Annotated in this window: 15 protein-coding genes and 1 tRNA gene; 9 read left to right on the forward strand and 7 right to left on the reverse strand. The window is 66.9% G+C overall.

Features of this window, described 5'->3' with window-relative positions; all coding sequences use genetic code 11:
- Positions 1 to 8: 8 nt before the first annotated feature.
- Positions 9 to 461, forward strand: a complete 453-nt coding sequence (locus BM436_RS05110) for a hypothetical protein (RefSeq protein ID WP_093554190.1) — start codon at positions 9 to 11, stop codon at positions 459 to 461.
- On the opposite strand, the gene BM436_RS05115 is transcribed toward BM436_RS05110, so the two are convergent.
- A complete protein-coding gene (locus BM436_RS05115) occupies positions 449 to 994 on the reverse strand; it encodes an SRPBCC family protein (RefSeq protein WP_229489063.1) in 546 nt (181 codons plus the stop codon). The two genes, BM436_RS05110 and BM436_RS05115, sit on opposite strands and share 13 nt — an antisense overlap.
- A gap of 194 nt (positions 995 to 1,188) precedes the next feature.
- On the opposite strand from BM436_RS05115, the gene BM436_RS05120 reads away from it, so the two are divergent.
- A complete protein-coding gene (locus BM436_RS05120) occupies positions 1,189 to 3,243 on the forward strand; it encodes an NADPH-dependent 2,4-dienoyl-CoA reductase (RefSeq protein WP_093554194.1) in 2,055 nt (684 codons plus the stop codon).
- Positions 3,244 to 3,348: 105 nt separating this feature from the next.
- On the opposite strand, the gene BM436_RS05125 is transcribed toward BM436_RS05120, so the two are convergent.
- From BM436_RS05125 to BM436_RS05135, 3 genes are all read right to left on the reverse strand, one after another.
- The gene (locus BM436_RS05125) at positions 3,349 to 5,067 is read right to left on the reverse strand and encodes a cation:proton antiporter domain-containing protein (protein ID WP_093554196.1); all 1,719 of its coding nucleotides are present in this window, start codon (positions 5,065 to 5,067) and stop codon (positions 3,349 to 3,351) included.
- Positions 5,068 to 5,191: 124 nt separating this feature from the next.
- Positions 5,192 to 6,313 (reverse strand): beta-ketoacyl-ACP synthase III, encoded by a 1,122-nt coding sequence (locus tag BM436_RS05130; protein ID WP_093554198.1) that lies wholly within the window; start codon positions 6,311 to 6,313, stop codon positions 5,192 to 5,194.
- Between the two features lie 143 nt (positions 6,314 to 6,456).
- Positions 6,457 to 7,902 carry a S41 family peptidase gene (locus tag BM436_RS05135; protein ID WP_093554200.1) on the reverse strand — a complete coding sequence of 482 codons (1,446 nt, stop codon included), beginning with the start codon at positions 7,900 to 7,902 and terminating at the stop codon, positions 6,457 to 6,459.
- Positions 7,903 to 8,224: 322 nt separating this feature from the next.
- Between BM436_RS05135 and BM436_RS05140 the strand changes: the two genes are divergently transcribed.
- The 4 genes from BM436_RS05140 (at position 8,225) to BM436_RS05155 (ending at position 15,451) form a co-directional block, all read left to right on the forward strand.
- Positions 8,225 to 8,785, forward strand: coding sequence for a hypothetical protein (locus tag BM436_RS05140; RefSeq protein WP_229489074.1), 561 nt, complete (start codon positions 8,225 to 8,227; stop codon positions 8,783 to 8,785).
- Between the two features lie 148 nt (positions 8,786 to 8,933).
- Entirely contained in the window at positions 8,934 to 11,150 is a 2,217-nt protein-coding gene (locus BM436_RS05145; protein WP_093554202.1) for a TonB-dependent receptor plug domain-containing protein, read from the forward strand.
- A 51-nt stretch (positions 11,151 to 11,201) separates the two neighbouring features.
- The gene (locus BM436_RS05150) at positions 11,202 to 13,214 is read left to right on the forward strand and encodes a M13 family metallopeptidase (RefSeq protein WP_093554382.1); all 2,013 of its coding nucleotides are present in this window, start codon (positions 11,202 to 11,204) and stop codon (positions 13,212 to 13,214) included.
- A gap of 188 nt (positions 13,215 to 13,402) precedes the next feature.
- Complete coding sequence (locus BM436_RS05155) at positions 13,403 to 15,451, forward strand: M13 family metallopeptidase (protein ID WP_093554204.1); 2,049 nt, start codon at positions 13,403 to 13,405, stop codon at positions 15,449 to 15,451.
- 69 nt (positions 15,452 to 15,520) lie between these two features.
- On the opposite strand, the gene BM436_RS05160 is transcribed toward BM436_RS05155, so the two are convergent.
- Entirely contained in the window at positions 15,521 to 16,099 is a 579-nt protein-coding gene (locus tag BM436_RS05160) for a c-type cytochrome (protein ID WP_093554206.1), read from the reverse strand.
- Positions 16,100 to 16,295: 196 nt separating this feature from the next.
- Here BM436_RS05160 and BM436_RS05165 point away from each other — a divergent pair.
- The 3 genes from BM436_RS05165 to BM436_RS05175 all read left to right on the forward strand — a co-directional run bounded on the left by BM436_RS05165 (position 16,296) and on the right by BM436_RS05175 (position 17,537).
- Positions 16,296 to 16,371, forward strand: a tRNA-Arg gene (locus BM436_RS05165).
- 141 nt (positions 16,372 to 16,512) lie between these two features.
- Entirely contained in the window at positions 16,513 to 17,070 is a 558-nt protein-coding gene (locus BM436_RS37710; protein ID WP_229489076.1) for an Xre family toxin-antitoxin system antitoxin, read from the forward strand.
- Positions 17,067 to 17,537: an RES family NAD+ phosphorylase gene (locus tag BM436_RS05175; RefSeq protein WP_093554208.1), complete on the forward strand. Its 471-nt coding sequence runs from the start codon at positions 17,067 to 17,069 to the stop codon at positions 17,535 to 17,537. The genes BM436_RS37710 and BM436_RS05175 overlap by 4 nt, the downstream gene beginning before the upstream one ends.
- A gap of 13 nt (positions 17,538 to 17,550) precedes the next feature.
- On the opposite strand, the gene BM436_RS05180 is transcribed toward BM436_RS05175, so the two are convergent.
- Entirely contained in the window at positions 17,551 to 18,669 is a 1,119-nt protein-coding gene (locus tag BM436_RS05180; protein ID WP_093554210.1) for an acyltransferase family protein, read from the reverse strand.
- 144 nt (positions 18,670 to 18,813) lie between these two features.
- Positions 18,814 to 20,454, reverse strand: a complete 1,641-nt coding sequence (locus BM436_RS38435; protein ID WP_093554212.1) for an FKBP-type peptidyl-prolyl cis-trans isomerase — start codon at positions 20,452 to 20,454, stop codon at positions 18,814 to 18,816.
- Between the last annotated feature and the right edge of the window lie 120 nt (positions 20,455 to 20,574).

The following is a 20,574-nucleotide window of genomic DNA, read 5'->3' on the forward strand; positions in this document are numbered from 1 at the left end:
ATTTCAACATGCACGACTATCAACGCCCCCCGACCCTGCACCGCTACGGCGAGCGCAGCGACCTGGAACTCGCGCTCACGCAAGGACAGTTCATCCTGCGTCCCGCGGCGCAGTGCCTCACGCTGAGCTTCTCCCAGGTGTGGGACCGCAAGCTGTTCGACCTGTTCTCCGCCGACGCCTGCCTGATCATCCACAACACCGAGGAGTTCGGCGAGCGCATCCACCGCGCCGTGCAGCGCGCGCTGCCCAATTGGGCGGGCATCGACGGCGCCATCGAATACGGCACGCGCGCCGCCCTGGGCGCGGCCTTCACCAAGACGCGCGCCGAGGCGCAGGAACAGGAATGGCAATTCGCCTGGCGTTCCATGCAGGCCAAGTTGAGCAACAACGCGGTGCTGATCAAGATCGGCAGCATCGAGCAGTTCGCCGAACTGCGCGACCGCGACACCTATTTGGCGTAGCCGCCCTCCGGCTTGTCGAGGCGCGCCAGCACGGCGTTCATCATGCGTTCGATGTCGCCGCGGATGATGTTCGTGCCCAGCACCCCGGGCACGTAGAAGTTCGGCATCAGCTTGCCGCTGTAGACCACGCGCGTGCCGCCGTCCGGCAGCGGCGCCAGTTCCCAGCGCGATTCGTAGTGCTTCATGTCGCCCGAGATCAGGGCGATGTCGATGCTCGACATGGCTTGCTCGGTCGCGCGCACGATCAGGTGGATTGATTTGGACATGAACAGGAAGCGCGCCGTGCCGAATTGTTCGATAATGACCTCATTGCCGTTGCGCGACAGCACCCGGCACGAGGTCATGTCCGGCACGAATTCGTCCATGCGCTCGTAGGTCGTGAGGATCTTCCACACCGCCGCGATGGGGGCCTGCACGGCGCCGCTGGCGTCCACCTCGTACAGCTGGAGATTATTCTGATGAATGCGGTTGACCGCTACTTCCAGTTTCGGCAGTTCCGGTTTTGGACTTTGCGCCCGGGCTGGGGAATGCATGCAGGCGCCTACCAGCAAAATCACAAACAATCGCTTCATCTCTTCAGCGTACGGTAAAGGCCGGCGGAATACAAGCGGCGCACGGCAAGTGTTACAAACGGGCGCGCGCGAGCCGCCGGCCGGGATTTTAGAAACACGGGTCTAAAGAATTCCGCTCTAATGCGGGGCTACCGGTCCACCTTCCAAGAGCCATCATGACAACGCCCAGCTATCCCCACCTGCTCGCCCCCCTCGATCTCGGCTTCACCCGGCTGCGCAACCGCGTCATCATGGGATCGATGCACACCGGCCTGGAGGACCGCTTCTACAACTACGGCAAGCTGGCCGCCTTCTACCGTGAACGGGCGCGCGGCGGCGTGGGACTGATTGTGACCGGCGGTATCTCGCCGAACCGCTCCGGCTGGCTGCTGCCGCTGGGCGGCACGCTGAACTTCCTGGGGGACGTGCCCAACCACCGCCGCGTCACCAGCGCCGTGCACGAGGAGGGCGGCAAGATCCTGATGCAGATCCTGCACGCGGGCCGCTACGGCTACCAGCCCTTCGTGGTGTCGGCCTCCGGCCTGAAATCGCCGATCTCGCCGTTCAAGCCCCGGGCGCTGACCGAGGCCGGCATCGAGTCCACCATCCGCGACTACGTGCGCTGCGCGAAGCTGGCGCGCAAGGCGGGCTACGACGGCATCGAGATCATGGGCAGCGAAGGCTATCTGCTGAACCAGTTCCTGTGCGCGCGCACCAACAGCCGCGCCGACCGCTGGGGCGGCAGCATCGAGAACCGCATGCGGCTGCCGGTGGAGATCGTGCGCCGCGTGCGCGCGGCCGTGGGGACGGACTTCATCATCATGTACCGCCACTCGCTGCTGGACCTGGTCGACGGCGGCAACACCTGGGACGACGTGGTCAGCGTCGCCAAGGCCCTGCAGCACGCCGGCGCGACGATACTGAACACCGGCATCGGCTGGCACGAGGCGCGCGTGCCCACCATCGTCACCTCGGTGCCGCGCGCCGCCTTCGCCAGCGTGGCGGGGCGCCTGCGCAAGGAGGTGACGATACCGGTGGTGGCCTCCAACCGCATCAACATGCCTGGCGAGGCGGAGGACATCATCGCGCGCGGCGACGCCGACATGGTGTCGATGGCGCGCCCCTTCCTGGCCGATGCCGAGTTCGTGGCCAAGGCCGCCCAGGGCCGCGCGGACGAGATCAACACCTGCATCGGCTGCAACCAGGCCTGCCTGGACCACACCTTCTCCAACAAGCGCGCCAGCTGCCTGGTCAACCCGCGCGCCTGCCACGAGACGGAGCTGGTCTACCGGCGCGCCGCGAAGCCGCGCAAGGTGGCGGTGGTGGGCGCGGGGCCGGCCGGCCTGTCCGCCGCGACGGTGGCGGCCGAGTGCGGCCACGACGTCACGCTGTTCGACGCCAGCGCCAGCGTGGGCGGCCAGTTCAAGGTCGCCATGCAAATCCCCGGCAAGGAGGAATTCGCCGAGACCATACGCTACTTCAGCCGCAAGCTGGAACTGACGGGCGTGAAGGTCCGCCTGAACACGCGCGTCACGCGCGAGGAACTGCTGGCCGGCGGCTACGACGACGTGATCGTCGCCACCGGCATCAAGGTGCGCATGCCGCCCATCGAGGGCGTGGACCATCCGAAGGTGCTGTCCTACCTGGACGTGCTGCTGCACAAAAAGCCGGTCGGCAAGCGCGTCGCCATCATCGGCGCGGGCGGCATCGGCTTCGACGTCGGCGAATACCTGCTGCACGACACGCGCCACGCCTTGCCGTTGTCGGTGGAGCACTGGACCAGGGAGTGGGGCGTGGACCTGAAGGCCACCAGCGGCGGCGGGCTGGTGGCGCCGGCGGCCGACGAACCGGTGCGCCAGCTGTATCTGCTGCAGCGCAAGACCAGCAAGGTCGGCGCGGGCCTGGGCAAGACCTCGGGCTGGGTGCACCGCGCGGTGCTGGCCCGCAACGGCGTGGTGATGCTGGCCGGGGTCCAGTACAACAAGATCGACGACCACGGCCTGCACATCACCGTCGACGGCGACGAGCGCCTGCTGGCGGTGGACAACGTGATCATCTGCGCGGGACAGGACAGCCTGGCGGAGCTGATGCCGGCGGCCGACGCGCCGCAGGCATCAGGGCCGGACGGCCGGACCCCGCGCTTCCACAAGATCGGCGGCGCGGCGCTGGCGGCCGAGCTGGACGCCAAGCGCGCCATCAAGGAAGGCGCGGAGCTGGCCGCCAGCCTGTAATCGCCGCGGCGTAACACCGGGGACAGACCCGCGTTCAGCGTCCCATGCAACTGCGAAGGCTTGTGGCGTGAAGGGTCTGTCCCCTCGGCCGGCGGCGCTGGCGGGTCAATGCCCGCCGTGCGCCTGGTGCGGCCGCTCGAACTCCTCCATCACGAACTCCGCCATGCCATTGGCCAGTTCGTGCTCGCCGATGAAGATCTTGCCCGCGCGCTCCTTGCCCAGCAGCTCGGCCTCCTCCTCGCTGTGCGTGCGCACCACCGTCTTGATCCCGGGATTGAGCGCGCGCGCCGTTTCGATCATGCTGCGCACGTGGAAGGTGTCCGGCGTCGCGATCACCAGCATGCGCGCGCGCGTGATGTGCGCCTGGATCAGCACCGCCGGTTCGCCCGCGTTGCCCGCCACGGCCGGCACGCCGTCCTTGCGCAGCTGGTCCACCACCTCGCGGTTCTGCTCCGCCACCACGTACGGTATGCCGCGCGCCGTCAGCGCCGCCGCGATGCGACGTCCCACGCGGCCGTAACCCACCAGCACCACCTGGTTGCTCAGCTTCTCGTGCGGCACCGACATCGGCAGTTCGGCCAGCGGGTCGGCGCTGCGGTCGAACCTGGCCGCCAGGCCCCTGTCCCTGCCCAGCCAGCGCTCCAGCGGCGCGGTGGCCGCGAACACCAGCGGATTGAGCGCGATCGAGATGATGGCGCCGGCCAGGATCAGGCTCTGGCCCTCGTGCGGCATCAGCTTCAGCGAAATGCCCAGCGCCGCCAGGATGAAGGAGAACTCGCCGATCTGCGCCAGGCTGGCCGACACCGTCAGCGCCGAGCGCACCGGGTAGCGCAGCAGGATCACCAGCACGAAGGCGGCGATCGATTTGCCGAACACGATGATCGCCACCACCGCCAGCAGCTGCAAGGGCTGCTCGAACAGGATGGACGGCTCGAACAGCATGCCCACCGACACGAAGAACAGCACCGCGAACGCGTCGCGCAGCGGCAGCGACTCCTGCGCCGCGCGGTGGCTCAGTTCCGATTCGCGCAGCACCATGCCGGCGAAGAAGGCGCCCAGCGCGAAGGAGATGCCGAACAGCCTGGTGGCGCCATAGGCGATGCCCACCGCCGCCGCGATCACGCACAGCGTGAACAGCTCGCGCGAGCCGGTGCGCGCCACCTGCCACAGCACCCACGGGAACAGCTTGCGGCCCACCAGCATCATGAAGGCGATGAAGCCCGCCACCTGGCCGAAGGTGACGGCCAGGGTCACCCACAGGTTGTCGCTGGCGTGCATGTCGGCCGGCGTGGCGCCGCCCAGCGTGCCGGCCAAGGGCGGCAGCAGCACCAGCACCAGCACGGTGACCAGGTCCTCCACCACCAGCCAGCCGACCGCGATGCGGCCGTTGAAGGAATCGAGGATGCCGCGCTCCTCCAGCGCGCGCAGCAGCACCACGGTGCTGGCCACGGACAGCGCCAGGCCGAACACCAGGCCGCCGCCTATGCTCCAGCCCCACCAGTGCGCCAGGCCCAGGCCCATCGCGGTGGCGGCGGCGATCTGCAACACCGCCCCCGGCAGCGCGATGCGCCGCACCTCCCACAAGTCGTCCAGCGAGAAGTGCATGCCCACGCCGAACATCATCAGCATCACGCCGATCTCGGCCAACTGGCCGGCCAGCGCGGCGTCGGCCACGTAGCCCGGCGTGGCCGGGCCGATCAGGATGCCGGCGACCAGGTAGCCCACCAGCGCGGGCAGCCTTACCTTGGTGGCGAGAAAGCCGAACAATAGCCCGAATCCGAGCGCGGCGGCGATGGTGGTGATGAGCGGGAGATCATGATGCATGCGTGCGGGGTTCCTTGGGACGGTGGATATCGCCCCAAGGGTAGCACATGCTGAAAAAACAACCGAGCTGAGCCCCATTTGGGGCATGGCGGGGGCGCCGAGCCCCCAAATGGGGCTCAGCTCGTTACAGCTTGCGCACCACCACCGCGCCGATCGAGTAGCCGGCGCCGAAGGAGCAGATCACGCCCAGCGCGCCGGGAGGCAGGTCGTCCTGGTATTTGTGGAAGGCGATGATGGAGCCGGCCGACGAGGTGTTGGCGTAGCTGTCCAGGATCACCGGCGCCTCCGACGCCTCCGCGTCGCGGCCCAGGATCATGCGGGTGATCAGCTGGTTCATGTTCAGGTTGGCCTGGTGCAGCCAGTAGCGGCTCACTTGCGGCACCTCCAGCCCGGCGCGCGCGATGCTGTCCTTGATCATCTCGGCGGCCATCGGGCACACCTCCTTGAACACCTTGCGGCCCTGCTGCTTGAACAGCTTGTCCGGCTTGCCCACGCCGCCCTCGTCGAAGCGGTTCATGAAGCCGAAGTTGTTGCGGATGTTGTTGGAGAAGCTGGTCTTGAGCTTGGTGTCCAGGATCTCGAACTGGTGCGCCGAGGTGGCCGTCTCCTTGGCCTCGACGACGATCGCGGTGCAGGCGTCGCCGAAGATGAAGTGGCTGTCGCGGTCGCGCCAGTTCAGGTGGCCGCTGGTGATCTCGGGGTTCAGCACCAGCACCGCGCGCGCCTGGCCGCTCTGCACGGCCGCCACGGCGGTCTGGATGCCGAAGGTGGCCGACGAGCAGGCCACGTTCATGTCGAAGCCGTAGCCCTCGACGCCCAGCGCCTGCTGCACCTCCACCGCCATCGCCGGGTAGGCGCGCTGCATGTTGGAGCAGGCCACCAGCACCATGTCGATGTCGGCCGGGGTCCGTCCGGCGCGGTCCAGCGCGTGCCGCGCGGCCTGCACGCAGATCTCCGCCTGCAGCGACAGTTCCTCGTCGGCGCGCTCGGGGATGCGCGGCGTCATGCGCCCGGGATCGAGGATGCCTTCCTTCTCCATCACGTAGCGCGACTTGATGCCCGAGGCCTTCTCGATGAAGCCGGTGCTGGACGGCTCCAGCGCGGTGGCCGCGCCGGCCGCGATGGCGTCCGCGTTGTCGGCGTTGAATTGCTCCACGTAGGCGTTGAAGCACGCGACCAGTTCCTCGTTCGAGATCGCGTTCGGTGGCGTGAACAGGCCGGTGCCGCTGATGACGACTGGTTTCATGGTGATGGGTCTTTCTGCAAAGGGTAGGGCGATCGCCGATATAGGAGGGAAATTCTACACGATGGCCGCGCCGAAAAAGCGAACGGCGCCTCTAGGGCGCCGTTCCCGGACAAGTTGTCGCTTTATTTATCCAAGCGGATGCTTTATTTCGGCATCGGCGACTTGGCCGCAGGCGGATCCACCTGCACCAGCTGCGATTCCTGCTTGGCCGTCTGCACCGGCAGGCCCTTCAGATGGTTCAGCGCCTGCCGCAGCTGGAAGTCCTCGCCGCTGCCGTATTCCAGCGGCTTGCGCTTGCGCTCGGCCGCCAGGATGCGCAGCTGTTCCTCGGCCTCGTCGCGCTTGGACTTGCCGGCTTCCTGCTCGCGGTCGTTCGACAGGTGCTTGGCCAGGTCCGCCTCGCGCATGCGCAGCGAGTTCAGGCCGTCGCCGTCCGCGTTCTCGTTCACGTGCAGGTCGGGCGAGATGCCCTTGGCCTGGATCGAGCGGCCGTTCGGCGTGTAGTAGCGCGCCGTGGTCAGCTTGACGGCGGTGTCGGCGGTCAGCTGGCGTATGGTCTGCACCGAGCCCTTGCCGAAGGTCTGGCTGCCGATGATGGTGGCGCGCTTGTAGTCCTGCAGCGCGCCGGCCACGATTTCCGAGGCGGACGCGGAACCGGTGTTGACCAGCACCGCCATCGGCACGTTCTTGATCGCCGCCGGCAGCTTGGCCAGGATGTCGCCCTCGCTGCGCAGCGCGTAGTATTCGGGACGGCCGTAGAAGGTCTGGCGCGAATCGGGCAACTGGCCGTTGGTCGAGACGATGGCCGCGTCCTTGGGCAGGAAGGCCGCCGCCACGCCGATGGCGCCTTGCAGCACGCCGCCCGGATCGTTGCGCAGGTCCAGCACCAGGCCTTTCAACTGCGGGTCCTGGCGGTACAGCTCGGTGATCTTGGTGGCCAGGTCGTCCACCGTCGGCTCCTGGAACTGCGCCACGCGCAGCCAGGCGTAGCCCGGTTCGACGATCTTCGCCTTCACGCTCTTCTGCAGGATCTCCTCGCGCGTGATGTGGAACACCAGCGGTTCCGGCTCGTCCTTGCGCAGGATGGTCAGCGACACCTTGGTGTGCGGCTCGCCGCGCATCTTCTTGACCGAGTCGTCCAGGCTCAGGCCCTTGACCGGCGTGGCGTCCAGGCGGGTGATCAGGTCGCCCGCCTTGATGCCGGCGCGGTAGGCCGGGGAGTCCTCGATGGGCGAGACGATGCGGATGTAGCCGTCGTCGCTCTGGCCGATCTCGATGCCCAGGCCGACGAACTTGCCCTGCGAGCCTTCGCGCAGTTCGGCGTAGGCTTTCTTGTCGAGGTAGGCCGAGTGCGGGTCGAGCGAGGCGACCATGCCGGAGATGGCCTCGGCGAGGAGCTTCTTGTCCTCGACCGGTTCCACGTAATCGGATTTGATGAGGCCGAACACATCGGCCAGCTGCCGCAATTCGTCCAGCGGCAGGGCCGGATCGGCCGGCCGTTGCGCCATCGCGGAGAACTGCAAGGACACGGCGATGCCGGCCACCACGCCCAGGCCAACCAGCCCGGAATTCTTGAGTTTCTTGCCCATATTTCACCTGTGTCAAGCGGGCGCAATGAAGCATTGCGCTGAGGCCAGTATAAACCTGATTTTGGGCAATCCATCTATCTCGTATGTAATTTAAACCGGTTTTACGTCCTTTTACGCCACACAAATATCGGGTCCTTAACATTGCGTTTTTGAAGGGTTGATGTAAATGCAGCGTTCACGACCGTAAGCAATTGTAAGAGTTCGGGAAGGTCCCGAAACCGCGTCCTAAACTGGGTTTGTATTTCTCTCTACCCTGTAGTGGTTTTCGGCCTGTGCACCCTGCGCAGGCTTTTTTTTATCCGCATTTTCACCTGGAGATTCGATGATCGCTCCCGTCATGCTCAAGCGCCTGCGCGGCGCGGCCTTCCTGCTGGCGCTGGCCGGCGCCGGCGCGCCGGTTTTCGCCACGCCAGTGATGGACATGCGGGCCGAGGACCTGCTGGTGATGGCGGCCGATTTCCGCAAGGAGCTCAACCTGAACGCCAACCAGGGCACGCTGTGGCAGCAGACCGAGAGCCGCACCCGCGCGCTGCTGCGCGAGCGCCAGTCGCGCCGCGAACGGATGCAGGCCGCCTCGCGCGCGGCGCTGGACGGCAAGGAGGTGGAACTGCGCGAGCTGGCCGGCGGCGTCGAGGCCGAGGCGGCCGCCAGCGCGGCCGAGGAGAGGCAGCTGCGCGAATGGTGGCTGACCGTCAACGACGCATTGAATGAAACCCAGCGCAAGCAGGTGGCCGTGTTCCTGGCCGAGCAGATGCAGCGCGTGCCGGATGGCGGCGGACGCGGCGGCGAACGCCCGCGCGAGGGCGGCGAGGGCCATGGCGGACGCAAGGGCGGAGCGGGCGGCCACGGCGGCGGCCAGGGCGGCCCGGCACGCGGCGGCTAAGGCCATTGTTCCCTTGCCAATGCTGGCGTGTTGCTGCGTGTTGACGGTGTGTATCGTAAAGTAAAATCCGGGACGCGGCCCGTCCGGCGCGCCGCGTCCGCGACTACAATGCTGGCGCGGCAATCCTCTTCCGCGCCCCCACACAACCATGCGCAAACTGATCCCCATAGCCTGCCTGGCTTTAACAGGCGCCCACCTCGACGCCCTGGCCCAGCAAGCCACCCCGGAGGAGCGGCCAGCCAACGCCGTGAAGCCGGAGGCGCCGCCGGCCGTGCAGCAGGTGACGATCACCAACAGCCGCGCCAGCGACATGGACGAGCGCCGCAATTCGACGGCCGGCAAGCAGGTCTATGGCCGCGAGGAACTGGACCGCAACGGCGACAGCACGCTGGGCGAGGTGCTCAAGCGCCTGCCCGGCGTGACCATCGGCGGCGGCCGTCCGGGACGCGGCGGCGACGTGCGCATGCGCGGCCTCGGCAGCGGCTACACGCAGGTGCTGCTGAACGGCGAGCGCGCGCCGCCCGGCTTCTCGCTGGAGTCGCTGTCGCCGGACCAGGTGGAGCGCGTGGAGGTGATGCGCGGCCCGGTCGCCGAGAACAGCGCGCGCGCCATCGCCGGCACCATCAACGTCGTGCTGCGCGACGGCTACCAGCAGCGCGACGTGCAACTGAAATTGACGGATGCCGTGGAACGCGGACTCCATTCCCCGAACGTCTCGCTGACCTTGCCGGGCAAGGTCGGCGGACTGAGTTACACGCTGTCCGGCTCCCTGGGCCGCAACCGCCAGGAGAACCAGGGCGGCCAGGGCGTCATCCGCGACGTGCGCGACGACGGCACCCTGGTCAAGCTGCAGGAACTGGCGGACGCCAGCGCCACCACATCGGAGAACCTGCACCTGACGCCGCGCCTGTCGTACAAGTTCGCCAACGGCGACACGCTGAACTTCCAGCCCTTCGTCATGGCCCAGCGCAGCGACGGCAACAGCCGCGGCGAGCTGCGCCAGCTGGCGGGCGAGCGGCCGCCCGAATACAACCTGGCGCTGGCCGAAACCCATGCCAGCTCCACTTTCATGCGCGGCTTCGGCAACTGGCTGCACAAGCTGCAGGGCGCCGCCAAGCTGGACGTGAAGTTCGGCTTCGGCCTGGGCCGCCGCGACAGCGATTCCGTGCGCAATCAATACGACAACGCCGGCGCGCTGCTGGACCGGTTCACCGACACCGACGCCACGCGCGACCGCAGCCTGAACACGGGCGGCAAGTACAACACGCCGCTGGGCCAGGGCCATCTGCTGGCCGCCGGCTGGGATCTGGAGGCGGGCCACCGCGAGGAGACCAGGGTGTCGCTGGACAAGGACGGCAACGCGCAGTTCGCCGATTCGGGCGACAACCTGGTGGCCGACACGCGCCGCGTGGCCGTCTACGCGCAGGACGAGTGGGACATCACGCCGCAATTCGGCGTCTACCTGGGCGCGCGCTGGGAAGGCATACGCACCACCAGCGATCGCGCGGCGGGCAGGGTCGCCAACACCAGCCGCGTGTTCAGCCCGCTGCTGCACGGCGTGTGGCGCATCCCCGGCTTCGTCAAGGACCAGGTGCGCATGAGTCTCACGAAGAGCTACAAGTCGCCCAACGTGCAGGACCTGATCGCCCTGCCGGCGCTGTCGCGCCTGAACAGCGCCACCCGTCCGGACCGCAGCGGCAACCCGAACCTGAAGCCCGAGCTGGCGACCGGCCTGGACATGGCCTACGAGCACTACCTGGGCCGCAGCGGCATCCTCAGCGCGAGCGCCTTCATCCGCGACATCGACAACCTGATCCGCCGCGAACTGAGCGAGTACACCGCGCCGGACGGCGAGCGGCGCTGGCTGTCCACCCCCACCAACATCAGCCACGCCCGCACCAGGGGCATTGAGCTGGAGGCCAAGTTCCAGCTGGTGGAACTGATGGCGGACGCCCCCGCGATCGACTTCCGCACCAATTACAGCCGCTTCTGGTCCAGCGTGGACGGCATCCCCGGCCCGGACAACCGCCTGGACCAGCAGCCGAGGCAGACCGCCAATATCGGCGTGGACTACCGCATGAAGGACTTGCCGCTGTCCATGGGCGCCAGCTTCAACTGGACCCCGCCCATCCGCGTGCAAACCAGCACCAGCCAGACCGTGGAGACCAGCCGCCGCCGCGTGCTGGACGCCCACGTGCTGTGGAGAATCACGCCGCTCACGCAGCTGCGTGTGTCGGGCAGCAACCTGCTGGCCGACGATGCAAGCAGCGACAATCTGGTCCATACCAATGGCCTGTCGCAAATGTCCGCCACGCTCAACCCCACCTACACGGTGTGGAGCGCGCGGCTGGAGACCAAATTCTAAAAGGAGAGAGTAGTGAAACGTACCCTGCTGAGCACCCTGGTCCTGGGCCTGATGGTGGCCCACGGCGCCGTCCAGGCGCACGAGGACCACGACCACGGACCGGCCGCGCCGATATCCGGCATCGACACCCAATACATCGACGCCGGCGTGCGCCCGCAGGACGATTTCTTCCACCACCTGAACGGCGAATGGCTGAAGACCGCCAGGATCCCGGACGACAAGTCCAGCTGGGGCTCCTTCGCCAAGCTGCGCGACGACACGCTGCCGCAGCTGCGCGCCATCATCGAGGACCTGGCCAAGGGCAAGCACAAGGCCGGCACCAATGAGCAGAAGATCGCCGACCTGTACGCCAGCTACATGAACGAGGCCGCGCTGGAAAAGCTGGGCGTGAAGCCGCTGGTGGGGGAACTGGCCGCCATCCGCACCATCAAGGACAAGAAGGCGCTGCCCGGCCTGATCGCGCACTTCAACCGCATCGGCGTGGCCGCGCCCTACGCCGTGTACGTGAGCCAGGACGCGCGCGCCTCCAGCAAGTACGCCGCCTACATCACGCAAAGCGGCCTGGGCCTGCCGGACCGCGACTACTACCTCAAGAAGGACGACGCGCGCCTGTCCGGCATCCGCGACAAATACCTGGCCCACGTCGAGCGCGTGCTGGCCCTGGCCGGCAACAAGAACGCCGCCGCCAACGCCAAGGCCATCCTCGCCTTCGAGACCGCGCTGGCCGAGGCGCAATGGACCAAGGTGGACAACCGCGACCCGGTCAAGCGCTACAACAAGACCGACATCGCCAGGCTGGCCGAGGTGGCGCCGGGCTACGACTGGAACGGCGCGCTGGGCAAGGCCGGCGTGGCCGCCAAGACCGACTATGTGATCGTCAACCAGCCGAGCTACCTGGCCGGCTTCGTCAAGGCGGTGGACGCGGCCGACCTGGCCACGCTGCAAGCCTATTTCGAATGGCAGCTGTTGCGCGAGGCGTCGCCCTACCTGTCCAAGGCCTTCGCCGACGCCGACTTCGCCTTCTACGAGGGCGTGGTGAGCGGCGTGGCGGCCCAGCCGCCGCGCTGGAAACGCGGCGTGGGCGTGGTGGAGGGCGCCATCGGCGAGGGCCTGGGCCAGCTGTACGTGGCCCGGCACTTCCCGGCCGACCGCAAGGCGCGCATGGAGCAGCTGGTGAAGAACCTGATGGCCTCGTACAAGGACAGCATCGACGGGCTGGACTGGATGGGCCCGGAGACCAAGCGCGAGGCGCAGGCCAAGCTGGCCAAGTTCAGCTACAAGATCGGCTACCCGAACAAGTGGCGCGACTACGGCGCGCTGGCGCTGACGCCGGGCGACCTGGCCGGCAACATGCGCCGCGCCGCCACCTTCGCCTACAACCGCAACCTGGCCAAGCTGGGCGCGCCGGTGGACCGCGAGGAATGGGGCATGACGCCGCAGACCGTGAACGCCTACTACCGCTCCACCACCAACGAGATCGTGTTCCCGGCCGCCATCCTGCAGCCGCCGTTCTTCGACGCGCGCGCCGACGACGCGGTGAACTACGGCGCCATCGGCGCGGTGATCGGCCACGAGATCAGCCACGGCTTTGACGACAAGGGCAGCCAGTCCGACGGCGACGGCAACCTGCGCGACTGGTGGACCCAGGCCGACCGCGCCAACTTCAAGGCCAAGGCCGACGCGCTGACCAAACAGTACGACGGCTACAGCCCGCTGCCCGGCTACAACGTCAACGGCGCGCTGACGCTGGGCGAGAACATCGCCGACAACTCCGGCCTGGCGATCGCCTACAAGGCCTACAAGCTGTCGCTGGGCGGCAAGCCGGCCCCGGTGATCGACAAACTGACCGGCGAGCAGCGCTTCTACATGGGCTTCGGCCAGGTATGGCGCAGCAAGATGCGCGAGGAGCAGCAGATCAAGCAGGTCAAGACCGACCCGCACTCGCCCGGCCAGTTCCGCGCCAACGGCACCGTGGTCAACCAGCCCGGCTTCTACGAGGCCTTCGGCGTCAAGGAGGGCGACAAGATGTATGTGGCGCCCGAGAAGCGCATCGTCATCTGGTAAGCGAGCAAAACCACCGGCAAATGCTGGGGTCAGACCCGTAGGGTCTGACCCCGGTTTCTGCCTTTGGTTTGGTGCAAAGACCACGCCCGTGGTCTTTTTGCTATCGGCGCGCCGAAGCCCTGTGCTAGAGTGAAAAACCCGGCCACAAGCCGGAGAAAACCATCGCCACAACGAGAGGGACTCCATCTGTGAAACGACATCTGTTAAGCGCATTAACCCTGGCCCTGCTGGCCGGCGCCACCGGCATCGCCGGCGCGGCCGACGTGGCCAAAAGCCCCGCCAAGCCGGCGTCGGGCATCTCCATCGAATACATCGACCCCGCCGTCCGCGCGCAGGACGACTTCTTCACCCACCTGAGCGGCAAATGGCTGGCCACCACCGAGATCCCGGCCGACAAGTCGAACTGGGGCTCGTTCGCCAAGCTGCGCGACGACACCCAGCCGCAGCTGCGCGCCATCATCGAGCAGGCCGCCGCCAACCCGAAGGCGGGCGCGGACGCCCAGCGCATCGGCGACTTCTACGCCAGCTTCATGGACGAGGCCAGGCTTGAGCAGCTGGGCGCCAGCCCGCTGAGCGGCGAGCTGTTGCGCATCGCCCACCTGGCCGACAAGCGGGAATTGCCGGCGCTGATCGCGCGCCACAACCAGAGCGGCATCGCCGCCCCGGTCGACCTCGGCATCCACCAGGACAACAAGGATTCCACCAAATACGTGGTGGACTTCCAGCAGAGCGGCCTGGGCCTGCCGGACCGCGACTACTACCTGAAAAAGGACGACGCCAAGCTGGCCGACACGCTGGCCAAGTACGAGCTGCACGTGGCCGCCATGCTGGCGTTGGCCGGCGACAAGGACGCCGCCGCCAAGGCGCGCGCCGTCGTCGCGCTGGAAACCGAACTGGCCAAGGTCCAGTGGAGCAAGGTGGAGCTGCGCGACCCGATCAAGGCCTACAACAAGGTCGAGATCGCCAAACTGAACGCGCTGACGCCGAACTTCGACTGGAACGCCTACCTGGACGCGCTGAAGATCACCGGCAAGGTGGACTACGTGATCCTGGGCCAGCCGACCTACCTGAAGGGGATGAGCGAGCTGATCGCCGCCACCCCGCTGGACACCTGGAAAGCCTACTTCCAGTGGCAGACCCTGCGCGCCAACGCGCCCTACCTGTCCAAGGCCTTCGTCGACGAGAACTTCGCCTTCTACGGCACCGTGCTGAGCGGCGCCAAGGAAATGCAGCCGCGCTGGAAGCGCGGCGTGGCCACGGTGGAGGGTTCGCTGGGCGAGACCGTCGGCAAGCTCTACGTCGAGCAGCACTTCCCGGCCGCCCGCAAGGCGCGCATGGAACAGCTGGTGAAGAACCTGCTGGTGGCGTACAAGCAGAGCATCGACAAGATCGACTGGATGAGCCCGGCCACCAAGAAGCAGGCGCAAGCCAAGCTGGCCAAGTTCACCTACAAGATCGGCTACCCGAACAAATGGCGCGACTACTCGGCGCTGGTGGTGGCCAAGGACGACCTGCTGGGCAACCTGGTGCGTTCGCGCCAGGCCGACTACAACAAGGAGATCAACAAGCTGGGCAAGCCGATCGACCGCGAGGAGTGGGGCATGACGCCGCAGACGGTGAACGCCTATTACAACCCGGAGATGAACGAGATCGTGTTCCCGGCCGCCATCCTGCAGCCGCCGTTCTTCGACGCCAGCGCGGACGACGCGGTGAACTACGGCGGCATCGGCGCCGTGATCGGCCACGAGATCAGCCACGGCTTCGACGACCAGGGCGCCCAGTACGACGGCGACGGCAACCTGCGCGACTGGTGGACCGCCGCCGACCACAAGAACTTCGAAGCCAAGACCAAGGCGCTGGTGGCGCAATACGCCGCCTTCAGCCCGCTGCCCGGCTACCAGGTGAACGGCGAGTTGACGCTGGGCGAGAACATCGCGGACAACTCCGGCGTGGCGATCGCCTACAAGGCCTACAAGCTGTCGCTGAAGGGCAAGCCGGCGCCGGTGATCGACGGCCTGACGGGCGACCAGCGCTTCTACATGGGCTTCGGCCAGGTGTGGCGCAGCAAGATGCGCGATCCGGAACAGATCGCCCGCATCAAGACCGACCCGCACTCGCCCGGCAAGTACCGCGCCAACGGCACCATGCGCAACCAGCCGGGCTTCTACGAAGCCTTCAAGGTCAAGCAGGGCGACCAGATGTACCTGGCGCCGAAGGACCGCGTGATCATCTGGTAAAGCACGGGGTCGGATTCGGACGAAAAAAAACCGCTCATTCGAGCGGTTTTTTTCATGGAGCGGTGGGAATCAGCCTTTGGGCGCCAGCTCTGGTTGCGCCGCCGCCGGCGTCGCGGCGGGCGCGGCCGCCGGTGCCACTGCTGGAGCGGCCGGCACTTCGGGTTCCTTCAGCTTGCCGCCGGACTTGTTCGCCATGAACACCACGGCGCGCGCCACTTCGATATCGTCCAGATCCGGATTGCCGCCCTTGGCCGGCATCGCGCGCAGGCCCTGGATGGCGTGTTTCACCACGGTGTCGTAGCCTTGCGCCAGACGGGCGCCCCAGGCGCCGGCGTCGCCGGTTTTCGGCGCGCCAGCCGCGCCGGTGCCGTGGCAGGCCGCGCAGGTGGAGGTGTAGATGGCTTCGCCGGACTGCAGCACCTTCGGTGCGTTCGCGTCTTTCAGCGTGTAGCCGGCATCGGCCACGGGACGCAGGCGCGCATCGATCGATTGCGCGCTCTGGCCATCGGAGCCGGCGCCGGGCAATTTGGTGGCCGTTACGTATTGCACCAGCAGGGCGATGCCCAGCACGGTAATGAGGAAGAAGCCTATGACAGCAGCTGCGAGTTGCTTGGGCGTGCGGATGGCGGATTCGTGGTTGTCGCTCATGATTTCCTTGGTAACAAATTTCGAAACTTGCGTCGGCGTTATCGTTTGTGCATGAAGAAGAGCAAATTCGCGCCAAACGGGCGATTATAGACTTAAAAATAAGCGGATGGACGCGCAAAGGTGTAAAAGAGACACTTTTCGTGGACGCGCGGAACGAAACCCGGTATCCTTCTGACACTTCGTATTTCCCTCCTGCGCGGCTGTAGCTCAATGGATAGAGTATTGGCCTCCGAAGCCAAGGGTTGTGGGTTCGATCCCCGCCAGCCGCACCAGATTTCTTCGCGTTCCGTCCTCCGTATCACTGAACCATGGCTCCGCCGTTTGGCGAGGACTTGGTCGTGCGTCAGACCGCTTCCCGTAGCTACATGTCAACGCCTCATTTGAGCTATATTGTCGTCTTAAAGGAGACGATCATGGCCCAAACCAAGTCGCTTGCAAAACAGGCTTCGGCACAGCAGGTCGCAGCGGCAAAAGTGGCCCGGCCGGCGGCCAGCCGCTCTGACGGCCAAGCTGAAACCGCACCCCGCGGCTCCACCGCCGTCCTCTTCGACCGCCTGGAAATCTTCCGGTTCGATCCACAAGCGCGCATTGCCCTCATACGCCAGGGTATTCCAGCCTCGGTGGTGGGGCGGCTCTCGTCGAGCATGGGTATGAGCAAAGAGCTTTTGCTCGGCAGCCTGGGCCTGTCCCGCGCGACCATTAGCCGCAAGGAAAAGGATGACACCACCTTGTCGAAAGACGAATCCGAGCGCGTCCTTGGCGTCGCGTCCTTGATTGGCAAGGTGCAAACGATGGTGGAGCAGTCCGGCGATCCGGACAGGTTTGACGCCGCGCGTTGGCTCGCGGATTGGCTCGGCCAGCCGCTTCCCGCCTTGGGCGGCGCGACGCCGGCGAGTTATATGGACACCTTCGAGGGTCAGAAACTGGTGGGTGAATTGTTGTCCATGAGCCAGAGCGGGGCCTACGCGTGACCCAGTCTGTGTGGCGGATTGCCGTCGACGCCCCCATGTACGCCGCGGCGGACCTGAGCGGCACCGGAGCCAAGATCACGGGCGGGCGTTGGAATAGTCCAGGCACGCCGCTCACATACTGCTCCACCAGCATCGCGCTGGCGGTGCTCGAGACCGTCGTCAACCTGGGCAACGGTGGCATGCCCTTCAATCGCTTTCTGGTGCGCATCGACGTTCCCGACGCGGTGTGGGCCGCGCGCTCGTTTCTCGATCCGCTGCCCGGCGGGTGGGACGCAGTGCCGGCGGGCCTGTCGAGCCGCATGGCGGGGGACGCCTGGGCCGCCGCGCGCGGTTCTGCTCTGCTGCTGGTGCCGTCGGTGATCGTGCCCGATGAATTTAACGTACTGATCAATCCGTTGCATGCCGACTCGGCCTCCATCACCGCGACGGCGCTGAAGCGCTGGATTTGCGACCCGCGCTTTTTCTGAGACGGGATCGCGCCTACACGCCCAGCGCCTGCCGCGGCATCCACCCCATGCGCCTGGCGCCCGCGTTCAGGTAGCCGGTGAAGCTGCGCTTCAGCTTTTCGCAGTACAGGGCCAACACCGTCGACATGGCGAACGGCAGCGCGTAAACCACCTCGACGTAAAGCAAGCCCTCGGTGATCTCGGCGCACCACATCAGCGCCTTGGTGAAGTACAGCGCGGGATAGTGGAACAGGTACAGGCCGAAACTCGTGTCCGCGATGATGCGGACGCGGTTGGACAGGGCCTTGGACGGCGCCGGCAGACGCGTGCTGGCCCAGGCGAAGCCCAGGATATGGGCCGAGACGATCAAGCCGATCGCGTAACTCTCCGGCACGAAATTGACGGCCCAGGTGCTGGTGGCCCAGGCGGACAGCCGCGGGAAGACGGCCGTCAGAGTGTCGTGCGCGCCCAGCAGGGTGTAGCAGACGGCCGCCACCAGGCTGAGGGCCCATATCGCCCACCCGGCGCTGCCCGCGCCCGCGCTTTGCGGCTTGAGGTGCCGATACAGCAGGACCCCCAGCAGCCAGATGGGCATGGCCACCAGGATCTTGGGACCGGCGATCGCCGCGGCCGCGCCGACCACCGCGACGCGTTTCCAGCCCCGGAAATAGCAGGCCGCGCCGAACAAGGCGTAATACCAGAATTCATAGCTCAGCGACCAGAACGGGCCGTTGGTGCCGGGCCAGATGGACAGGCTCCAGATCTGGTTCAGGAAGAGCGAGTTGGCGACGATGGACGCCGCCCATTTGAACGCCGAATAGGGCTGCATCGGCGTATACGCGGCCGGCGCGATGATCTGGCCGACCGTGTCGAGGACCAGCGTGAGCAGCAGCGCCGGCAGCACCACCGACCATAGCCGCGCCAGGCGCGCGATGGCGAAATCGACGCCGTCCTGATGCTTGCTGCCGGTCGAATACGCGATGACCAGTCCGGACAGCACAAAAAACACGATCACCGCGTGGGAACCGAAGTTGCCGAAGAAGGGCACCCTCACCCCCGCGAAGTGACCCGCGTGATAAATGTAGACGGCGAAGGCGGCGAGAAAACGCAGCAGGTTCAGGTAGAGGGCGGGTGTCATATCGGGCTTGGACATGTGGCGGCCACCGCGGGGCCGGCAGGCTGCGCGGAAGCAACGATGTTAGCATAAATGCCACCCGGAAAGAACATGACGTCGTGGACAGAAGCTGGCGTTGTATCCAGGCCGCCTCAAACGAGCGGCGGCCACCGCCCGTTCGCCTTACTTCACGCCGATGAGTTCCACCTCGAACACCAGGGCCGCGTTGCCCGGAATGCCGGCGCCGGCGCCCGCCGTGCCATAGGCCAGGCCGCTCGGGATCAGCAGGGTGCGCTTGCCGCCCACCTTCATGCCCAGCATGCCCTGGTCCCAGCCCTTGATGACCTGTCCCGCGCCCAGCTTGAAGCTGAAGGGCGCGCGCCCGATGGACGAGTCGAATTGCGCGCCCTTGAAGCCGGCCGCGCCGGGGGTGTACAGCCAGCCGGTGTAGTTGACCGTCAGCGTCTGGCCGCTCTGGGCCGCGGCGTCGGCGCCCACGACGGTGTCGGTCGCAGTCAGCTTGGCCGGCTGGGCGTTGGCCGGGCTCTGTGTGTAGACCAGGTGGATGCCGCTGGCGTACAGCTCGTCCACCGTCAGTTGCTCGAGGGTGGCGTCGGCGCCGATGCGGTAGGTGGTCGCGCGCGTCAGGCTGGTCTGGCCGGCGGCCGTGGTGTGCACGGCGGTCAGCTTGAGGAGGGCGGTGGTGGCCGAGTTGCCGTCGGCCTCGACCGCATAGCTGAGCACGCGCTGGCCGGGCGTGCCCTGCTTGCCGCTGTTGGCGTAGCTGGCCTGGGTCGCGTAGACGCCTCGGGCGCCTATCCTGGCCGCCACCGGCAGGGTGTCCTGGGCGCCGCCGACGTCGTATTCGTTGCCGGGTTCGTTGTGGCCCAGCAGGGCGTCGTTGCCGTCGTAATAATCGGTCACGGTCCACGCCAGGCTGGCCGGCGAGCAGGTCGTCAGGCCCAGGCTGATCGTGCTTTGCACCGACAGCGCGCTCTTGCCCTCGAAACTGGTGCTCACGGGGGCGCCGTAGGCGAAGGACGCGTAGCCGTTGCAGCTGCCCGAGATGCCCAGGTAATCCGTGCCGCCCGCCGTGGCGCGCTGCTGGTAGGCCGTGCGCACCGGGAAGGGCGGCACGGAGTCCGGATAGGTCACGCCGTATTCCTGGTAGCGGATGCCGCTTTGCAGGGCGGCGGCCGTGCCGCTCCTGTTCTCGTCGCCGCGGCTGAAGTTGAGCAGCACGCCGGCCAGCGTGTCGGCTTTGCTGTCGAGGACGCCGCTCCAGTAGGCGACGCCGTCCGCCTCGCCCGGACGGTTGAGCACGTTCACATAGTATTGATTGACGATGTCGGCGTTGCTCTTCGCGTTGGCGTACAGCGCCTTGTATTCGGCCGAGTCGACGAAGCCCCTGGCCATGTCGTCCAGGCTGGCGCCCTGGTCGAGCGCGCCCAGCCAGTAGCCCAGGCCGGCCGCGTCGGGCGTGCGCGCGAAGCCCGCGCGGTACAGGCGGTAGGCCTGGCCGGGCAGGCCGTCGATGTCGAAGGACAGGGAGCCGTCGCTGAAGCGCAGCCGCGCCGTGGCGGCGACGGCGCGCGGCGCCTCGCCGCCGGTGGTGTCGGTCACCAGGTAGCCGGCGTCCGTCTTGGCGATGCTGTAGTTGGCCAGCGGGCCGCTGAATACCACCGGCTGCGCCAACTGCGGAAGCGCCGCGGCCATGCGCGGCCGCTCGGCGGCGGCGGGCGCCGTCGCGCTTTCCCGCGTACCGCCGCAGCCGGCCAGGACGCTTGCGGCCAACAGACCGGCGTAAACGAGGGTGGAGCGCATAGTCGACTTTCCTGGGGTTCAAAGCCGAAGAGTGTAGCATTTTCCTCTGCGGCAACATAGCGGCGCGGCGGCCACCGGAGCTCCGGCATTTGTTGGAAATCATGTGGGCCGAGCGACTTT

The organism is Pseudoduganella namucuonensis (assembly GCF_900116645.1).
GTDB classification, from domain to species: domain Bacteria; phylum Pseudomonadota; class Gammaproteobacteria; order Burkholderiales; family Burkholderiaceae_D; genus Rugamonas; species Rugamonas namucuonensis.

Coding starts and splice junctions, on each gene's coding strand:
- BM436_RS05180 (WP_093554210.1), bottom strand. CDS start 18,669: ATGTCCAAGCCCGATATGACACCCGCCCTCTACCTGAACCTGCTGCGT.
- BM436_RS05120 (WP_093554194.1), top strand. CDS start 1,189: ATGACAACGCCCAGCTATCCCCACCTGCTCGCCCCCCTCGATCTCGGC.
- BM436_RS05150 (WP_093554382.1), top strand. CDS start 11,202: ATGGTGGCCCACGGCGCCGTCCAGGCGCACGAGGACCACGACCACGGA.
- BM436_RS05140 (WP_229489074.1), top strand. CDS start 8,225: ATGATCGCTCCCGTCATGCTCAAGCGCCTGCGCGGCGCGGCCTTCCTG.
- BM436_RS38435 (WP_093554212.1), bottom strand. CDS start 20,454: ATGCGCTCCACCCTCGTTTACGCCGGTCTGTTGGCCGCAAGCGTCCTG.
- BM436_RS05135 (WP_093554200.1), bottom strand. CDS start 7,902: ATGGGCAAGAAACTCAAGAATTCCGGGCTGGTTGGCCTGGGCGTGGTG.
- BM436_RS37710 (WP_229489076.1), top strand. CDS start 16,513: ATGGCCCAAACCAAGTCGCTTGCAAAACAGGCTTCGGCACAGCAGGTC.
- BM436_RS05130 (WP_093554198.1), bottom strand. CDS start 6,313: ATGAAACCAGTCGTCATCAGCGGCACCGGCCTGTTCACGCCACCGAAC.
- BM436_RS05125 (WP_093554196.1), bottom strand. CDS start 5,067: ATGCATCATGATCTCCCGCTCATCACCACCATCGCCGCCGCGCTCGGA.
- BM436_RS05145 (WP_093554202.1), top strand. CDS start 8,934: ATGCGCAAACTGATCCCCATAGCCTGCCTGGCTTTAACAGGCGCCCAC.
- BM436_RS05160 (WP_093554206.1), bottom strand. CDS start 16,099: ATGAGCGACAACCACGAATCCGCCATCCGCACGCCCAAGCAACTCGCA.
- BM436_RS05115 (WP_229489063.1), bottom strand. CDS start 994: ATGCATTCCCCAGCCCGGGCGCAAAGTCCAAAACCGGAACTGCCGAAA.
- BM436_RS05110 (WP_093554190.1), top strand. CDS start 9: ATGCACGACTATCAACGCCCCCCGACCCTGCACCGCTACGGCGAGCGC.